Source organism: Mesorhizobium newzealandense, from assembly GCF_042682145.1.
Classification (GTDB): domain Bacteria; phylum Pseudomonadota; class Alphaproteobacteria; order Rhizobiales; family Rhizobiaceae; genus Mesorhizobium; species Mesorhizobium newzealandense.
The window spans coordinates 244228-261926 of sequence record NZ_JBHUGZ010000014.1 but is presented as its reverse complement, the minus strand read 5'-3'; the positions used below and the strand labels follow the sequence as shown (position 1 = coordinate 261926).

13 protein-coding genes are annotated in these 17699 nt (G+C 64.2%); 6 read left to right on the top strand and 7 right to left on the bottom strand.

What is annotated here, in order from left to right:
• Window positions 1-21: 21 nt before the first annotated feature.
• The 4 genes from ACFSOZ_RS21875 to ACFSOZ_RS21860 are packed head-to-tail and all read right to left on the bottom strand — an operon-like array spanning window position 22 to window position 5635.
• Window positions 22-792, bottom strand: coding sequence for a glucose 1-dehydrogenase (locus tag ACFSOZ_RS21875; protein ID WP_379101418.1), 771 nt, complete (start codon window positions 790-792; stop codon window positions 22-24).
• Between the two features lie 4 nt (window positions 793-796).
• Window positions 797-1291 carry an acetone carboxylase subunit gamma gene (locus tag ACFSOZ_RS21870; RefSeq protein ID WP_379101416.1) on the bottom strand — a complete coding sequence of 165 codons (495 nt, stop codon included), beginning with the start codon at window positions 1289-1291 and terminating at the stop codon, window positions 797-799.
• Window positions 1288-3492: a hydantoinase B/oxoprolinase family protein gene (locus ACFSOZ_RS21865; RefSeq protein WP_379101414.1), complete on the bottom strand. Its 2205-nt coding sequence runs from the start codon at window positions 3490-3492 to the stop codon at window positions 1288-1290. Before ACFSOZ_RS21865 ends, ACFSOZ_RS21870 begins: the two co-directional genes overlap by 4 nt.
• Before the next feature lie 13 nt (window positions 3493-3505).
• Entirely contained in the window at window positions 3506-5635 is a 2130-nt protein-coding gene (locus ACFSOZ_RS21860; RefSeq protein ID WP_379101691.1) for a hydantoinase/oxoprolinase family protein, read from the bottom strand.
• A 142-nt stretch (window positions 5636-5777) separates the two neighbouring features.
• Here ACFSOZ_RS21860 and ACFSOZ_RS21855 point away from each other — a divergent pair, with 142 nt between their 5' ends.
• The 4 genes from ACFSOZ_RS21855 (at window position 5778) to ACFSOZ_RS21840 (ending at window position 12011) form a co-directional block, all read left to right on the top strand.
• Window positions 5778-6557, top strand: coding sequence for a helix-turn-helix transcriptional regulator (locus tag ACFSOZ_RS21855; protein ID WP_379101412.1), 780 nt, complete (start codon window positions 5778-5780; stop codon window positions 6555-6557).
• 282 nt (window positions 6558-6839) lie between these two features.
• Window positions 6840-9014, top strand: a complete 2175-nt coding sequence (locus ACFSOZ_RS21850) for an alpha-ketoacid dehydrogenase subunit alpha/beta (RefSeq protein WP_379101411.1) — start codon at window positions 6840-6842, stop codon at window positions 9012-9014.
• An 84-nt stretch (window positions 9015-9098) separates the two neighbouring features.
• Window positions 9099-10661 carry an ABC transporter substrate-binding protein gene (locus ACFSOZ_RS21845; protein WP_379101689.1) on the top strand — a complete coding sequence of 521 codons (1563 nt, stop codon included), beginning with the start codon at window positions 9099-9101 and terminating at the stop codon, window positions 10659-10661.
• A 120-nt stretch (window positions 10662-10781) separates the two neighbouring features.
• Window positions 10782-12011, top strand: a complete 1230-nt coding sequence (locus ACFSOZ_RS21840; RefSeq protein WP_379101409.1) for an aminotransferase class III-fold pyridoxal phosphate-dependent enzyme — start codon at window positions 10782-10784, stop codon at window positions 12009-12011.
• A gap of 37 nt (window positions 12012-12048) precedes the next feature.
• Here the strand turns inward: ACFSOZ_RS21840 and ACFSOZ_RS21835 are convergent, their stop codons facing one another.
• Window positions 12049-12786 carry a GntR family transcriptional regulator gene (locus ACFSOZ_RS21835; RefSeq protein ID WP_379101407.1) on the bottom strand — a complete coding sequence of 246 codons (738 nt, stop codon included), beginning with the start codon at window positions 12784-12786 and terminating at the stop codon, window positions 12049-12051.
• 131 nt (window positions 12787-12917) lie between these two features.
• Here ACFSOZ_RS21835 and otnK point away from each other — a divergent pair, with 131 nt between their 5' ends.
• Window positions 12918-14282 (top strand): 3-oxo-tetronate kinase, encoded by a 1365-nt coding sequence (gene otnK, locus ACFSOZ_RS21830; RefSeq protein WP_379101405.1) that lies wholly within the window; start codon window positions 12918-12920, stop codon window positions 14280-14282.
• The gene (locus ACFSOZ_RS21825) at window positions 14282-14920 is read left to right on the top strand and encodes a class II aldolase/adducin family protein (protein ID WP_379101688.1); all 639 of its coding nucleotides are present in this window, start codon (window positions 14282-14284) and stop codon (window positions 14918-14920) included. Before otnK ends, ACFSOZ_RS21825 begins: the two co-directional genes overlap by 1 nt.
• Window positions 14921-14931: 11 nt before the next feature.
• Here the strand turns inward: ACFSOZ_RS21825 and ACFSOZ_RS21820 are convergent, their stop codons facing one another.
• Together ACFSOZ_RS21820 and ACFSOZ_RS21815 are read right to left on the bottom strand one after the other, a co-directional pair.
• Window positions 14932-16368 (bottom strand): NAD-dependent succinate-semialdehyde dehydrogenase, encoded by a 1437-nt coding sequence (locus tag ACFSOZ_RS21820; RefSeq protein ID WP_379101404.1) that lies wholly within the window; start codon window positions 16366-16368, stop codon window positions 14932-14934.
• Between the two features lie 18 nt (window positions 16369-16386).
• Entirely contained in the window at window positions 16387-17658 is a 1272-nt protein-coding gene (locus ACFSOZ_RS21815; RefSeq protein WP_379101402.1) for a CaiB/BaiF CoA transferase family protein, read from the bottom strand.
• Window positions 17659-17699 lie beyond the last annotated feature (41 nt).

The window sequence follows — 17699 nt, the reverse complement described above, 5'->3', positions numbered from 1 at the left end:
AGGCCCGAGAGGATTTGAGATTCACACGGCAAGATAGCCTCCATCGACGACCATTTCGGAGCCGGTGACGAATTTCGATTCATCCGAAGCGAGGTAGAGGACCATGTAGGCGATGTCGTTGGGCTCGCCGAGGAAGCCTATGGGATGACGGGCCAGCGCCTTGGCCTTTTCCTGGTCGAGCGTGCCGAGATCGCGCAGATAGTTTTCGGTCTGCGGCGTCCAGATGTAGCCGGGGTGGATGGAGTTGCAGCGGATGCCATAGCGCTGCTCGGCACAGTGCACCGCGACCGCCTTGGTCAGCGTGCGCACGCCGCCCTTGGAGGCGCAGTAGGCGGCGAGATCGGCCTCGCCGATGATGCCGTCGATGGAGGACAGGTTGATGATCGAGCCGCCACCCGATTGCTTCATCAGGGCGATACCTTGCTGGCAGCCGAAGAACACGCCGTCGAGATTGACGGCCATGGTGCGCCGCCATTCCTGCAGCGAGGTGTCCTCGATGTTTTTCGCAATGGCGATGCCGGCATTGTTGACCAGCACGTCGAGCCGCCCGAATTTTTGCTCGACCGCCGCCATCACCTGTGGCCAGTCGTCGGGGTTCGAAACGTCGTGGCGAAGAGAAAGGCTTTCGCCGCCGCTCTGATCGATCAGGCCCGCCGTTTCGCGGGCGGCCATCTCGTCAATGTCAGAGGTAACGACCTTGGCTCCCTCGGCCGCAAGCAGTAACGCAGCGGCCCGCCCGAGGCCCATGCCGGCCCCGGTGACGAGCGCTACCTTGCCTGCGACGCGGTTCACAACATCAGCTTCCCTGGAGCGGTTTTCCCAGCCATTCGCGATAAAAACCTTCGAGGTCGGGTTCGAAATCATGCACGATCGGGTAGCCCGGTGCCGCAGCCTCGACCTCGTGCAGCGTGCCGCATTGCGGGCATATGAATTCGCGGATTTCCATCCATTCGGGATCGGGAAGATCGCTGTTCGGATAGATCTCGCGCAGCGCTTCCTCGGTGTTGCGGACGTTGATCGCTGCGTTCAGTTTCCAGTTCTTGCGGTAGTCACCGAAGGAATGACCGCATTCGCAACGGGTGACGCGCTCGTCGCCACTCTGGCAGATGAACAGGTGGTCGGAGACCGGCAGCAGGATCGGGTCCTTCCAGGCGACGCGATCCTGGTAGACAGCGACCATCTTGAAGAAGCGGTCATCGTCCTTGTAGGCGCTCATGATGCGCCGGGTCTGCGGCCAGGGCAGTTGGCCGGCCGCCAGATCGCGGATGACTTCCTTGCTGTATGAGGTCATGGCTTTGCTCCCGGCGTGAAGATCGATCTGGCATCGACGTTCCAGAAATCACTGAAATCCTTGGTGAAGCGCGACGACAGCTTGATCGCGCTGGCATACATTTTCTTCACCTCGGGGGCGAAGTCGGCCTTTTCGACACGATCACGCTCGGCGGCGATCCAGTCCGAAACCGGGATCGCCTTAGCCAAACGTTGCTTGCGCATGGCGGCACGGCGTTCGACCGTAGCGTCGATATCGGCCGTGGGATAACCGTCGGCATCATCCTTCAGCACAATGCCGAAAACCTGGTCCGCCGCTTCGCGGGTCAGGAACCCGTTCTCGACATCCCAGGCCGTCTTGATCGGATCGCGCTCCAGCACATCGCCATAGCCGCCGCCGCCATTGTAGGAATGGCTGAAGATATCGCCGGATTTGTGCGGCGAGGTGATGTAGGGGCCTTCGACCACGACATGGTCGCCGCCGATGTTCTTCTCATAGTCCGAGACATGCGGGTCGATGCCGGGCGCATGCGCCAGCGGTTGGCCCCTGGCCGCCAGTTCGTGGATGTTGGAATTGCGCACCGCGCGGTGCTTCTGGCAGGTTGGTGCCGGATAGCCGCCGCACATGCCGCCATTGTCGAACACACGCGAGGAGTGCTCCGAAGTGTGGAGCCGCAAATGCGAGGTCTTGTTGATCAGCCAGGTCGAGACGAAGGAACAGCCGCCGCGATATTTGCCGGCGCCGCCCGAGTTGGGGACGATCGAGCGGCCGATATAGACCATCGGCATCGACTGTTCCCAGACCTCGATGTTGCCCATGTCGGATTCCGGGTTCCAGCCGACATAGGCGGTGTCGAGACCATCCTTGATCGCCAGCGCGCCGGAACCGGCGGCGGCGCATTCGAAATGCGCCATGCCGAACGGTGTGCCGTACTGGCTTTCGCCGCCCATCTCGATCATCGGGCTGTTGACCTGGCCGACGAAGGCCTCCTCGACGAAGCCGCGCGCCACGAAGCTGCGCGACAGCAGCCGCTGGAACACGCCATAGGCCGGCAGCAACAACGCCCATGAGGTGGCGGTCGCCACCATCTCGTTGTCGGGATTGGTCCAGGTGCCATGCGGCAATTTCAGCTCGGTCGCCATCCAGGCGCCGTCGTTGACCAGGCCTTCGAAATTCATGTGCTGGGTCAAAGTGACGAACATGCCGCCATCCATGCCGGCCGGCGTGCAGTTCATCGAGTGATAACCCCAGGGCTGGGTGCCCTCGAAGTCCATGGTGATCTTGCCGTCGGTGGTGATCTCCATCTCGATCGGGATGTTGTAGAGCCAATCCGGATCGCCGAGCAGCTGGAAGCCGGGCTTGCCGGCTGTGACGTGGCCATAAAAGGTGTGACCGCGATAGATGCCGGGCACGGTGAGCTGGCGGGTGCGGGCAAGCTGCGCGCGGCGGCCTTCCTCGATGAACTCCTTCGACACCTTCATCCAGTAGTCGAGGCCGATCTCGGAGATCAGCTGCTTGACGCTTTCGCGCATGTCGATACAGGAGGCGACCTTGGCCTTTTCGTCGAGCACCCAGTAAATCGGCATGCGCAGATTGCGCTCGCAGCGGATGACATAGTCGCGGCGGATCTCGTCGTTCTCGCCGATCTTCTCGGCGCAGACGAACAGGCCTTCGGTGAAGCGCTCCTGGGCCAGGCAGACGTCGCCGCCGGGCGTGATGCCGCCGGCTTCCAGCTCGTGGCAGACGGCACCGGCCCAGCCGACCAGCGTGCCTTCATGGAAGATCGGCACCACGTCCATCACGTCGGGCACCTGCACGGTGCCGATGAAGGCGTCGTTGTTGGCGAAGATGTCGCCTTCGCGGATGCGCGGGTTTTCCTCGTAATTGTTCTTGATCATCCATTTGATGAAACGACTCATCGTATGGACATGGACCATGATGCCGTTGGAGAGCGCGATTGCGTCGCCCTCGGGCGTGTAGATGGCGACCACCATTTCGCCGACCTCGCGCACGCCGGGCGAGGCCGAGATGCGGCGGGCCATTTCGCGGGCCGAGACGCAATAGGCACGCAGCTTGGTGTGCAGCGTCTCGAATTTCAGCGGATCCTGGTTGCGCAGGGTGAGTTCCGTGATGCCGTCATAGCAGCCGGTCTCTTCCATCAGCCGCTCAGAATCGAGCAGTCTTTCGCGAAGGCGCAGGGCCGAGGCAGGTTTGTCCAACATGGCGATCGCCCTCTCAAGCGTGGGTGTAGTGCAGCAGCGTCCATTCATCGACGAAGACACGGTCTTGCGGATGGACGACGAGCGTGGTGGCGGGATGTTCGATGATGGCCGGGCCGATCACTTCATGGCCCGGCTGCAGCAGATCCATCTCGTAGAGATTGGCCTTGTGCCAGCGCCCACTGATATAGGCCTCGCGCACGCCCTTTTGGGCAGCAGCCGGATTGGAGGACCCGAGCGGCCGCTTGAGCAGCACCGGCTTGACCTTGTCGGCGGTGGCGATCAGCCCGAGTTCCGTGATGGTGAAGCCGGCTTCGCCATAGCGCGACACGCGGTGGTTGACCTTGGCATAGACCGCCTCGAACTCATCGAGCACCTTGCGCATGTCGTCGGCCGAATTGACTTCGGCAAGCGGCGCCATGACCTCGACGTCCTCGAGCTGGCCGGTGTAGCGCATCATCAGGAACGGCACGGTCCTGATCTTTTCGCGTGCATGGCCGTCGGCGATCATCTCTTCGACCGCCGCCTTGGTCAGATCGTTCCACACCGTGGTGACCTTGGCGCCGAAACCGGCAAGCGTCGCCTCGTCGGCGCGCGAGGGAATGTCGTGCTGCGTCGACACCGAATGGCGGCGCATGAAATCGGCCGTGGTGCAGCCGAAGGCGGAGAAGGCGGCGGCGAACTGGAAGGTGATGATGTCCTTGAAGCCGATGCCGCGCGAACAGCCGGCCAGGTGCAGCGGACCCGAACCGCCGTAAGAGAGCAGAGTGAACTCCGACGGATGGATGCCCTGGCCCGAGATGACGCGGCGCAGCGCGTTGTTGGCGTCGGATTCCAGCATGTCGATCATGCCTTCGGCGGCTTCCTCCAGCCCGACGCCCAATATGTCGGAGCATTTCTCCTGGAAGGCGCGACGGGCCTTTTCGACCTGCAGCACGACCTTGCCGCCAAGGAAGTAGTGCGGGTTGAGGCGTCCCAGAATGGCGTCGCAATCGGCGATGGTGGGTTCGGTGCCACCGCGATCGAAACAGATCGGTCCGGGGTCGGAGCCGGCGCTTTCCGGTCCGAGCGAGACCTTCTTGGTCAGTGGATCGACCTTGAGGATCATGCCGGCGCCGGCACCGATAGTGTCGAGATGCAGCGTCGGCACGTTGAGCTTGAAACGGTCCATCAACGGCTCGTTCTCGATCCGCGTCTGGCCGCGCGTGATGACGCCCATGTCGAAGGAGGTGCCGCCCATGTCCGAACAGATGAGCGAGTCATTGCCGATCAGCTTGCCGACATAGGCAGCCCCGAGGATGCCGCCGATCGGGCCGGAGATCATGGTTTCATGCAGGCGAGGATGGTTGATCGAGGTCAGGCCGCCGAAGGAGAGCAGTGTCTGCACGCCATATTTGAAACCGTACTTCTTCGAGACATCCTCGATCCCCTTGAGCTGCTTGCGGCCACGCGACGTGGCGTATGCCTCGATCAGCACCGAGTTCAGCCGCGACTGCTCGCGGATGACCGGACGGACCTCGTGGCTGGTGTAGACGATGATGTCGGCGCCGGCCTTCTCGACCTCCTCACGGCAGATCTCGGCGATGCGCTTCTCGTGCACCGGATTGACGTGCGAGAAAATGGTCATGATGCAGATCGCCTCGACCTTGTCGGCGATCAGTTTTTTGGCGGCGGCGGAAACCTCGTGTTCGTAGAGCGGCAGCACGATGTCGCCGAACTGGTCGATGCGCTCGGTGACGCCGTGGGTGCGGCGGCGCGGCACCAGCGGGTCGGGATGGTGATGCGTGACCGCATGCAGCCGGTCGGCATAGGAATAGTCGGCCCAGGCCTGCAGGCCACGGCCCATCAGGATCATGTCTTCAAGACCCTTGGTGGTGATCAGGCCGAGCCGGCGCCCGGTGCGCGACAGCAGCGTGTTGAGCATGCCGGTGCCGGAATAGAGCACGACGTTGACGCCGGAAAACAGCGATTCCAGCGAGATGCCCCAGGCGTCCGCCGCGTCCTCGGCCGAAGCCAGGAAGCCCTCGGCCTCGTTCTTCGGTGTCGTCGCCGACTTGCCGATCTTGAAGTGGCCGTCCTGATCGACAAGGATCGTGTCGGTCATGGTGCCGCCGGCGTCGATACCGATGACGATTGGATTGCCGATGATAGGGGCGGTGAGGTTGGGTTGGGTCACGGTCGCCTCGGGATCTGGTCTAGGTTGACGCTAGGCTAGATTCGACGAGCGGCATCGCGCCATATGCCTAAAGACACAATGACGGTTGGGCTGAGATCGCCGAGAGAGGGGCATGCGCATGGGCAATATCTGGGCGCCGCTCGCCAGAGCGATCGCCGCCACCGGCACGGACAGGCATGTCGACTGCCTGATCGACCTGATCGGCGCGGACATCGAGCACGACCTCGTCACCGTGACGCGCTATTCGGCGACGCAGACGCCGGAATTCGTCAAGCACCGGCGCTTCTCGGATGAGATGGTGCAGCGTTATCTCGCCAGCTACTACGTGTTCGACCCGTTCTATGCCTCGTGGCGGCGCGAGCGCAGGCTCGGCATCATGCCGCTGAAGCGGCTTGCCGACGACGAGGCCAAGCGCGGCCAGTACATAGCCGGCTTCCTGGCGCAGTCGGAAATCTGCGACGAGGTCGGCATCATGCTGGCCGATGGCGGCGACTGGTGTCTCGGCATATTCCTCGACCGCTCGACCACCGCATTCAAGGACAGCGAGATCGCGCTGCTGGACGAGCGGCTGCCAGTGTTCGAGGCGTTGCACGCGCTCGACATCAAGGCCCGCGGAACCGAGTTCTCGCGCACGTCGGCGCCGACCGGTCCCGGCGCCTCGCCCCGGCAAGAGCCGACCATCCCGGTAAGCCTGTGGCCGGAGCTGTCGCTGCGCGAGCGCGAACTGGTCCAGCTGATCCTCGCCGGTCACCCGACGGCGAATATCGCCGAGCGCCTCGGCATCACCGTCGGCACCGTCAAGAACCATCGCCGGCGCATCTATGAGAAGCTCGACATCACCACAGAGCGGGAACTGTTTTTGCAGTTCTTCCAGCATCAGGCGGACCGATAGCAGCTGGACCTCTCGCCGATTTGCGCGCCTCATTGCGGCAAGATGGCCTTCGCCCAGACGCCGCTTCGCGTTCCAATTCCAGGGTTGGAACGGCCCGGCATCCTCTCAAAATTCCCTCTTGCGGAACGGCGCCGTCCCGGCATAGTCTCGGCTTCGCGCATAAAATGAAATTTAATTCCATTTACGCGCGGACTTCTAATTGTGTCGTGCCCGGAAAAATGATCGGCCCAATCGACTGAGAAAATATTTGATATATCATCTACCAGAACGGAAATAGCTGACATGGTCCAGCAGACATCGATCCAGCCATCGGCGCCCTGGTTGCGGCTTGACGTCGACCAATCGGACTGGAACAACGCCGAGGTTTCGAGCCTGGTGCGCTGGTATCACCAGATGCTGCTCATCCGCCGTTTCGAGGAAAAGGTGCTCGATCTCGCCAATGCCGGGCTGGTGCACGGTCCGGCGCATGCCAGCATCGGGCAAGAGGCAACGGCGGTCGGCGCCATGTCCGTGCTCGGCACCGGCGACCGCATCAACGGCACCCACCGCGCCCACCACCAGGTGCTGGCCAAGCTGGTCAACGCGCAGACGCCTCGCGGGTTCGACCCGCTGCACGACGCTTTCAACCCGGACATGCAGGGCTCGGTGCGCGGCCTGATGGCGGAGATCATGGGCTTGAGCGCCGGCTATTGCGGCGGCCGCGGCGGCTCGATGCATATGCGCAACGACGCCTCCGGAATTCCGGGCACCAGCGCCATCATCGGTGGCAACCTGCCGCACGCCGCCGGCTATGCGCTTGCCGACAAACTGCTCGGCACCGGCAACATTTCGGTCGCCTTCTTCGGCGACGGCACGATGATGGCCGGGCCGGCCTATGAAGCGATGAACATCGCCGCGCTCTACCGGCTGCCGGTGATCTTCTTCGCCGAAAACAATCTTTATGCCGTCTCGACGCATATCAACGAGCAGACGCGCGAAACGCGGCTGGCTTCCCGCGGGCCGATGCTGGGCTTTCGCGGCATCGAATGCGACGGCATGGATGTGGTGGCGGTCCACCACGCCATGCGCGAAGCGCGCCGGACGATCGAGGAAGACGGCGGCCCGGTGCTGGTCGAGGCGCTCTGTTACCGCTTTCTGCATCAGAGCGGCGCGCGTCCGGGCAGCGAGTTCGGCTACCGCACACGGGCCGAAGAAGACATCTGGAAAGCGCGCGACCCGCTTGCAACGATGGCGGTGCGGTTGAAGTCTATGGGCATTCTCAAGGCCTCCGAGCTCGCCGTACTCGACCAAAGCGTCATGGAGGTGGTCAACGCCGCCGCCGATTCGCTGACCGAGATGAGCGGCAACGCGCTGCGCATCCCCGACCATCTGTGGCCAAACCCCAGCGACGTCGACACCCAGATCCGCGGCGACCTCACGGAACTGCAGGACGAGCGTTTCCTTGAGATCGAGGACGTGCCGCCGGCCGAGACCAAACCGGTCAAGTTCATGGTTGCCGCGTCCGAGGTGATTGCCCGCGCCATGGAGCAGGATCCGCGCATCATCGTCATGGGCGAGGACGTGCACCGGCTGCGCGGCGGCGTTTCCGGCGCCACCAAGGGTGCGCTGGAGCGCTGGCCGGAGCGCGTGCTGGCAATGCCGATCGCCGAGAACGGTTTTGTCGGCGTGGCGCTGGGCGCCGCGCTGTGCGGCTTGCGGCCGATCGTCGAGATCATGTTCGGCGACTTCTGCCTGGTGGCAGCTGATCAGTTGTTCAACGCGGTCAGCAAGGTGCGGCACATGTTCGGCGGCGGCTTTCCGGTGCCGATCGTGCTCAGGGTCCGCGTCTCGCCGCACACAGGCTACGGCTCGCAGCATTCGGGCGATCCGTCCGGCCTGTTCGCGCTGTTCCCCGGCTGGCGCATCGTCGCGCCGACGACGCCTTTCGATTATGTCGGCCTGATGAATTCGGCGTTGAAATGCAACGATCCGGTCGTCGTCATCGAGCATGTCGAACTGTTCCCAAGCGAGGGGCCTGTGCCTTCGGATGACCGTGGCTTCTGCGTGCGGCTCGGCAAGGCCAAGATCGTCAGGCCCGGCAGTGCCTGCACGTTGCTGACCACGGCCAGCATGGTTGGCGTCGCCAGACAGGTCGTCGAGGAGAGCGGCATCGATGCCGAGATCATCGACCTGCGCAGCCTCGACCCGACCGGCCTCGACTGGCCGCTGGTGGAAGCCTCGATCCGCAAGACCAACCGGGTTGCCGTCGTCGAGCAGGTGCAGCGCGGGCTGTCGCTTGGCGGACGACTGACACAAGAGATTCAGGACCGCGTGTTCGACTATCTCGACCACGAGATCCTGCATGTGACGGGAAGTCTCTCGGCTCCCGTCGTATCGGCCCCGCTCAACCGGGCCGCACTGGGCGGCGCTGAAAAGCTCAAGGCCGCGCTTCAATCCCTCACCGAGGTGGGCGGGTAGAGCGAACGCATTGCCACAAAGATCCGACAAGAAAATGGGAGAACTGACATGACCATCCTACCAAGACACAAGACCAGGACGACGATGCTGGCAGCCGTGCTGCTGGCGACCAGCGCGTTCTGGGCACCGGCGACGTTCGCGCAGGACAGCAAGCCGCTGGTCATCGCGCGCAACATCGACCTCAACTCGCTCGATCCGCACCGCGCCTTCTGCGACACCTGCCAGATCTACAATTCCAGCGTCTATGAATCGCTGCTGACGCTCGACAAGGACAACAAGCTGATCCCGCTGCTGGCGTCGAAGTGGGAAGGCAATGCCGACCAGACCAGCTTCACCTTCACGCTCGACCCGGCCGCCAAATTCTCCGACGGCTCGCCGGTCGAGGCCAAGGACGTGAAATGGTCCTGGGAGCGGCTGAAGAACCTCAAGGGCAGCGCCTCGTTCCTGATGGACAATGTGGCTTCGATCGAGACCCCGGACGCGCATACGGTCGTCGTCAAGATGGTGGCGCCGAGCTCGGAATTCCTCAACATCTCGGCGGCGCCCTACACGGCGGTCGTCAACAGCAAGGTCGCTTCCGAAGCCGGCGCCAAGGCCGATGCGGACGCTTCGACCACGGACAATGCCGAGGCCTGGTTCCTGGCGCATTCGGCCGGCAGCGCGCCGTTCGTGCTCAAGTCCTATGAGCCCAACTCGGAACTGCGCCTGGCACGCAACGACAAATACTGGCGCACCGCGCCGGCGCTGAGCGAAGTCGTCATCCGGCAGACCAAGGATGCAGTGGCGCAGGCGCAGATGCTGCAGAGCGGCACCGCCGACATCGCCATGCAGATCGACCCCGATACGGCCAAGACGATGACGGGCAGCGACGTCAAGATCGAGACCGTGCCGTCCTACAACTTCATCTATGTGGCGCTGTCGCCGGGCGCCAAGGCCAACAAGGTTCCGTTGACGCCCGAGGTGCGCGAGGCGATCTCGCTCGGCCTCGACCGCCCGAGCATCCTCGACTTCACCATCGGTTCCGAGGGCCAGCTGATCAGCGCGCCGATCCCGCTCGGCTTCCCAGGCGGCTCGGGCTTCGAGGCGCAGCCCTATGACGTCGCCAAGGCAAAGGAGCTTTTGGCCAAGGCCGGCCACGCCGACGGCTTCGAGATGGAAGCGGCATTCCCCGGCATGAACGTCTACGGCGTTGACCTGTCGCTGCTGATGCAGAAGGTTCAGCAGGATCTGGCCAAGATCAACATCAAGCTCGACCTGCAGCCGATCCCCTTCGCCAACTGGCGCGAGCGCGTCAATGGCGACGGCATTCCGATGACGGCGGTGTTCTACGCGCCGGACTATTACGGCACCTCGCAATATGTCGACTATTTCGCCATGACCAAGGGCAGTCCCTGGTCGCGGCGCGCGGGGGCCGAACGCGACCCGTCGGTGCTCAACCCGAAGGAAGCAGACCTCTACAAGGCAGCCTTGGCAGCGAGCGGCGACGAGGCCGCCAAGCTTTGGCACCAGGCCGGTGAAGAGATGATCAAGGACAGGATCATCCTGCCGCTGGTCAGCCCGAACCTGATCCTGGCCTACAAGTCGGACGTCAAGGGCGTGCGCTACAGCGCCTGCTGCAACCTGCCACTGGCAGAACTGAGCCACTGAGCGAAGAGATGACAGGGAGGTGGACAGCCGCCTCCCCGTTTTCCCCAGGGAAGACCAGCAAATCCTTCTCTTTCAACGTTAATTTCAATATATGATATATCAATGAACGGAGACTTCGCGATGCCTTCCCTGATCAACTCCAAGGACCAGATGCTGCGCGAACGTGCGGCCTTGGCCATTCCGGGCGGCATGTGGGGACACATGGCCACGCGCTATCTCGGCTCGGCCTATCCGCAGTTCTTCGAGCGCGCCGACGGCTGCCGGGTATGGGACGTCGACGGCCGCGAATACATCGACCTGATGTGCAGTTGGGGGCCCAACATCCTCGGCCACCATCACCAGGCCGTCGAGGCGGCGGCCGAGCGGCAGCGTCGCCTGGGCGATGCGATGAACGGACCGGGTGAAGTGCTGGTCGAACTGGCGGAACTCCTGGTCAAGACAGTCGCGCATGCCGACTGGGCGATGCTGCAGAAGAACGGCACCGACGCCACCACCGCTTGCGTGACGATCGCGCGTGCCGGTACCGGCCGGCGCAAGGTGCTGGTCGCGCGTGGCTCGTATCACGGCGCCGTGCCGTGGTGCACGCCCTCGCTCGCCGGCGTCACCGCCGAGGACCGCGCACACCTGATTCATTTCGACTACAACGACATCTCCAGCCTGGAGACAGCGGTCGAGCAGGCCGGCAACGATCTCGCGGCGATCGTCGTCACTGCCTTCCGGCACGACATTGCCCGCGACCAGGAATTGCCGACCGCCGCCTTCGCCAAACGGGCGCGCGAACTCTGCACCGCTGCCGACGCCGCGCTGATCGTCGACGATGTCCGGGCCGGGTTCCGCATCGATCTCGCCGGTAGCTGGCAGCCGCTCGGCGTGCTGCCGGATCTGTCCGCCTTCAGCAAGGCGATCGCCAATGGCTACCCGCTCGCCGCCATCACCGGCACCGACCGGTTTCGCGAAGCCGCGACCAAGGTCTATGTGACGGGTTCGTTCTGGTATGGCGCGGTCGCCATGGCCGCGGCGATCGCCACCATCAAGACGCTGCGCGACACCAACGCGATCAGCCAGATGACCACGGCAGGCGACAGACTGCGCTCAGGCCTCGGCGCGGCGGCGAAGAAGCATGGCCTGTCACTGCGTCAGACCGGTCCGGTGTCGATGCCGATGGTGCTTTTCGACGGCGATGCCGAGTTCAGAAAAGCCGATGCGTTCTGCTCGGCCGCCTTGCGCGAAGGTGCCTATTTCCATCCCCGGCACAACATGTTCCTGAGTGCCGCGCATACCGCCGGAGATATCGACCTTGCCCTGCGGGCGGCCGAAGCCGGCATGGCTGCGGCGGCGCAGGTGGCGTGAACCGGCGACCATGCGGTGGGGAGAAGAAACAGATCGTTCAGCCGGCAGCCGAGACCAGGCGGCCATTCTGCGCCGCGCGGCGCAGCTCCTCGGGTGTGACCGCGCCGTCGTTCAGCCGTTCGAGAACCTTGACCAGCAGGCGGCCGCCTTCGATCATGTCCTGCTGAATGCCCTTGCGCACGCCGTTCTCGTCGCGCGCACGCAGCGCGTCGAGGATATCGAGATGCCGGTGGCGGCCGTCATAGGTCGGCCTGGCGTGCGGGTATTGATAGTTCACCAGCGGGCCGTTGCGCAGCCAGATACCCTCGATGATGGCGAGCAGCTCCGGCATTTGCGCCGCCTGGTAGATCGAATGGTGGAACTCCCAATTGTCGCGGACGGCCTCGAACCAGCGGCCATTGTCCTCGTCGGCGATCAGCCTGTCATGCACCGCGGCCAGACGATCGATCTCGCGCGGCTCGATGCGTGTCGTCGCCGCAGCACCCGCCATGCCTTCGAGATGCAGCCTTATGCTGCGCAGTTCCAGATACTGGGCCAGGGACAGCTGGGCGACGGTGATCGAACGGCCGGCCTCCATCTCCAGGCCCTTTTCCCGCACGAGCTGCATCAACGCCTCGCGCACCGGCGTTTCGGAAACCTGAAGGCTGGTGGCAAGGTCGCGGATCTTGAAGCGATGGCCCGGCCAGAAACGGCCTTCCATCATGGCGCGGCGAAGCTCCTCGTAGACACGCGTCGTCAGATTGTCGCGCGCGATCGGCGCGATAGAAGCAGTCACATCCGCTCTCCGTTCTTACAGTCGCGCAGGCGTCGCCTGCGTCGCGTGGGCTGTGTATATGATACCACGAATGGCCTGACCACCGACATGAGACAAGCGGACATAAGCCGGGCAGACATGAGACGGGCCGCATGACCACGTCGATGCCTTCCCTCCTCTTCGGTGCCATAGCCGACGATCTGACCGGCGGCACCGAGCTCGCCTCGATGCTGGTGGCGCGCGGCATTTCCACGGGATGCACGGTCGGGCTGCAGGCGCCGATCCCCTCAGGTAATCTTGCCCATGTGATCCTGCTGAAGACACGCGTCATCGCGGCAAGCGATGCGGTGCGCCAGGTGCTCGAGGCCGCCGACCGGCTGGCCGAGGCGGGCGCGCGGCAGATCTTCTTCAAATATTGCGCCACGTTCGATTCGACTCCGGCCGGCAATATCGGCCCCTGCGCCGAGGCGCTGCTCGACAGGCTTGGTGGCGGCGTCACGCTGTTCACCCCGGCGCTGTGCGAAACCGGCCGCACCGTCTATCAGGGACATATGTTCGGCGGCGCCCAGCTCTTGGCTGAGTCGCCCAAGCGCTTCGATCCGCTGACACCGATGACCGATTCCAATCTGGTTCGTGTGTTGCAGGCGCAGAGCAAGGGCAGGGTTGGGCTGGTGCCCTGTCTCACTGTCGATGCCGGCACCGAGGCCATCCGCAATACGATACGAGAGCAAAGTGCGCGTGGCGAGACGCTGCTGATCACCGACACGATCCGCGAGCGCGACCTGGCGGCGATCGCGGAAGCCGCCTTCGACCTGCCCCTGATGACCGGCAATTCCTCGGTCGCGGCACATCTGCCGCCGGCCTGGCTGGCGCATGGACTGCTGAAGACCGGAGATCTCGTTGCGGCCAGCCTGCCGGCGGTGAACGGACCGGCGATGGTGCTGGCCGGCAGTGTCGCCGACCGCACCATCGAACAGCTCGAACGTTTTGCGCAGAGCAATCCGCTGCTGACGATCGATCTGGCCAGCGCCTTCGCAGGCGATGACGTCGTCGCCGAGGCGCGTGCCTTTGCCGAGCGGCATTTGCCCGATGCGATGATCGCCATCGCGACGACCGCCCCACAGGTAACGGTCGAGGCGCTGCAAGAGGCGCATGGCCGGGAGACGGTGGCGGCAAGGGCCGAAGCGATATTGGCCGGGATTGCACAGATTCTGGTGCGCGAGCTTGGCGTGCGGCGGCTGGTTGTCGCCGGCGGCGAGACGGCCGGTTCGGTGGTCAAGGCGCTCGGCATCGACCGGATCGCCATGGGTGCCTATGAAGGCCCAGGACTGTCGCGCGCCATCGCCCACCTCCCCGGCCTGCCTTCCGATCCGCTGGCGCTGATGCTGAAATCGGGAAAGCTCGGCGGGGCCAACATCTTCACCGACGTTCTGCAAGATATGACGCGTCCGAGCACTATTGCGCCGGCAATCGATACATGGCCACCGACAAGGCCGACCACGGGGAAAGCATCGTGATGGAAGTCGAAATGGCGCGCACCAAGCTGATCACCGCGACGCAGACACTGGATGCCAATGGGCTGAACGTCGGCACCACCGGCAACATCAGCCTGCGTACCGAAAACGGCATGCTGATCACGCCGACCGGAATAGCCTCGAACGCCTTGCTGCCGGAGCAGATGGTGGCAATGCAGCTCGATGGATCCTGGGACGGCGCGTTCCGGCCGTCGAGCGAATGGGAAATGCATGCCGAGATCTACAAGGCCTTTCCCGAGGCCGGCGCCGTCGTCCATGCCCATCCCGACCATTGCGTGGCGCTGTCGTGCCTGCGCGAAGGGTTGCCGCTGTTCCACTACATGGTCGCGGGCTTCGGCGGGGACGATGTGCGCTGCTCGGACTATGCGCTGTTTGCGTCCAGCGAACTGGCGAAGGTTGCCGTCGCAGCGCTCAAGGACCGCTCGGCCTGCCTGCTCGCCAACCACGGCATGATCGCCTTCGGCGTGGATCTCGACATGGCGCTCATCCGCACCATCAAGCTCGAAACCCTGGCGCGGCAGTATCTGCTGGCGCGCAGCGCCGGCACGCCGGTGCTGATCGAGGGCACCGAGCTCGCCGCTATTCGCGGGCGTTACAAAACCTACGGCCAACAGAAATAATCAGCAGCGACTCAGTCGACTTGCAGGTGCGAGACGAACTTGCTGTTGAGGTAGCTCTCCAGCGCGTCGGCGCCACCCTCGGTGCCATTGCCGGAATCATTGATGCCGCCGAACGGCACCTCCGGCAGCGCCAGGCCATAGTGGTTGATCGACACCATGCCGCTGGCGAGCCCGGACGACATTTTCGCGGCGCTCGCCGCCGAGCGGGTGAAGCCATAGACGGCAAGCCCGTAGTTCAACCGGTTGGCCTCGGCCAGGGCCTCGTCCAAACCACTCACCGGTGTCATCAGTGCCAGCGGGCCGAACGGCTCCTCATTCATGGCGCGGGCATCGGCGCCCACGTTTGACAGGATGGTCGGCTCGAAGAAATAGCCTGAATTGCCGATGCGCTTGCCGCCGGTGACGAGTTCGGCGCCTTTCTGGACGGCGTCGTGGACCAATTCTTCCATCGCCTGCACGCGGCGCGGATTGGCGAGCGGCCCCATCGTGGTGCCATCGGCAAGCCCGTCGCCGACCTTGATCCGGCGGGTTGCCTCGGCGAAGCGCCCCACGAAATCATCATAGACCGCATGGTCGACAAGGAAGCGCGTCGGCGCGACGCAGATCTGGCCGGCGTTGCGGAACTTCGCCGCCACCATCGAGCGCGCGACACGGTCGAGATCGGCGTCGGGCAGGACGATGACCGGTGCGTGGCCGCCGAGTTCCATCGTCGCCCGCTTCATGTGCAGTCCGGCAAGGGATGCCAGCTGCTTGCCGACCGGCGTCGAACCGGTGAAGGAGATCTTGCGGATCACCGGATGTGGAATGAGATAGGCGGAGATTTCCGCCGGCGTGCCATAGACCAGATTCAAGGCGCCATTGGGCAGGCCGGCGTCGACGAAGGCGCGCACCAGTTCGGCGGGTGAAGCCGGCGTTTCTTCCGGTCCCTTGATGATGATCGAGCAGCCGGCGGCAAGCGCCGCCGACAATTTGCGCACCGCCTGGTTGAGCGGGAAGTTCCACGGCGTGAAGGCCGCCACCGGGCCGACGGGCTCCTTGACCACCGACTGGCTGACGCCATCGAAGCGCGCCGGCACGATGCGGCCGTAGCTGCGGCGCGCCTCCTCCGCGAACCAGTCTATGATGTCGGCGGCGGCAAAAGCCTCCATACGCGCTTCGGCGATCGGCTTGCCTTGCTCCAGCGTCATCAGTGTGGCGATAAGCTCGTTGCGCTCACGCAGGATGTTGGCGGCCTTGCGCAGCAGTTTTGAGCGGTCGAAGGGCGACACGCGCCGCCACGTCTCGAACCCCTTTGCGGCAGCCGCCAGTGCTTCGTCGAGATCCTCGATGCCGGCGTGGGCGAGCGAGCCGAGCAGGCCTTCCGTCGCTGGATTGACGATCGGCATGGTGCGGCCTTCGCGTGCGCCGCGCCACGAGCCGTCGATGTGCAGCAGCACGTTTTTGTACATATCAGGCTCCGTGAAAGGTCAGGCGGGAACAGGCTCGGCGGCGGGCGCATGGATGCCGATGGCGCCGGTCCCGATCAGATGATCGATGGTCTCGGCGCTGTAGCCGAGGACACCGGCTAGGACGGTCTTGGTGTCCTGGCCGAGCATCGGCGGCGCGGTGAAGTCGGCGGTGAGCTGCGCGGCAAGCCCCTGCGCCGGGCGCACCATGGCGACGGAGCCGAGATGCGGATGCGGCAAGGTCTGGACGAGGCCGCGCTCGCGCACATTGGGGCTGTCGAAGACTTCCGGTATCGACTTCACTGTGCCGGCCGGCACGCTGGCCGCGGCGCAGGCCGCCATCCAGTGGTCGCGCGTCTTGGACTTGAAGACGGCGGCAAGCTGCGGGATCAGCGCCTCGCGATTGGTGGCACGCGCCCCTGCCCTGATGAAGCGAGAATCCCTGGCCAGATGCGGCAGCTGCACGACCTGCTCGCACAGGGCGGCGAACTGGCGGTCATTGCCGACCGCCAGCGCAAAGCCGCCGTCGCAGGCCTCGAAAATCTGGTAGGGAACGACTGTCGGATGGGCATTGCCGTAGCGGGCGACCTCGCGGCCGGTGTTGAGGTAGCCGCTGCCGACATTGATCAGCAGGCTGAGCGCGCAGTCGATCAGCGACAGGTCGAGGAACTGGCCCTTGCCGGTCGTCGCGCGCTCGAAAAGCGCTGCCAGGATCGACTGCGTGGCGACCATGCCGCAGACGACGTCGGTGATGGCGACGCCGACCCGCATAGGCTCGCCGCCGCTCTCACCGGTGATGGCCATGAGGCCGCTTTCGGCCTGCATGACGAAATCATAGCCGGGCCGGCCGGCATCGGGACCGGTCTGGCCGTAGCCGGAGATCGAGCAGTAGATCAGGCGTGGGTTTGAGGCGCTGAGTTCCTTGAAACCGACGCCAAGTCGGTCGGCGGTGCCGGAGCGGAAATTCTCTACGACGATGTCGGCTTTGGCCGCCAGCTCGCGCACGATGGCCAGGCCCTCGGGGCTTTTCATGTCGAGCGCGATGCTCCGCTTGCCGCGATTGGCGCAGAGATAGTAGGTGGAAACACCCTTGTAGCTCGGCACCGACCACGCCCTGGTGTCGTCGCCGCCGTCGATGTTTTCGATCTTCCAGACCTCGGCGCCGAGATCGGCGAGGCTCATCGTTGCCCACGGTCCAGCCAGCACCCGCGAGAGATCGAGAACCTTGATGCCTTCAAGCGGCAGGCGCGCGCGGCCCGCCGTGATGGCATCCTTAGGGTGGTCTTCAGTCACGATCAAAAATCCTTCGCGGGTAAGTTCGGCAGCTGACAGGC

Excerpts from the sequence above, each read along its gene's own strand:
- ACFSOZ_RS21845 (WP_379101689.1), top strand. The coding sequence starts at position 9,099 with ATGCTGGCAGCCGTGCTGCTGGCGACCAGCGCGTTCTGGGCACCGGCG.
- ACFSOZ_RS21865 (WP_379101414.1), bottom strand. The coding sequence starts at position 3,492 with ATGTTGGACAAACCTGCCTCGGCCCTGCGCCTTCGCGAAAGACTGCTC.
- ACFSOZ_RS21870 (WP_379101416.1), bottom strand. The coding sequence starts at position 1,291 with ATGACCTCATACAGCAAGGAAGTCATCCGCGATCTGGCGGCCGGCCAA.
- ACFSOZ_RS21820 (WP_379101404.1), bottom strand. The coding sequence starts at position 16,368 with ATGTACAAAAACGTGCTGCTGCACATCGACGGCTCGTGGCGCGGCGCA.
- ACFSOZ_RS21850 (WP_379101411.1), top strand. The coding sequence starts at position 6,840 with ATGGTCCAGCAGACATCGATCCAGCCATCGGCGCCCTGGTTGCGGCTT.
- otnK (WP_379101405.1), top strand. The coding sequence starts at position 12,918 with ATGACCACGTCGATGCCTTCCCTCCTCTTCGGTGCCATAGCCGACGAT.
- ACFSOZ_RS21840 (WP_379101409.1), top strand. The coding sequence starts at position 10,782 with ATGCCTTCCCTGATCAACTCCAAGGACCAGATGCTGCGCGAACGTGCG.
- ACFSOZ_RS21825 (WP_379101688.1), top strand. The coding sequence starts at position 14,282 with ATGGAAGTCGAAATGGCGCGCACCAAGCTGATCACCGCGACGCAGACA.
- ACFSOZ_RS21855 (WP_379101412.1), top strand. The coding sequence starts at position 5,778 with ATGCGCATGGGCAATATCTGGGCGCCGCTCGCCAGAGCGATCGCCGCC.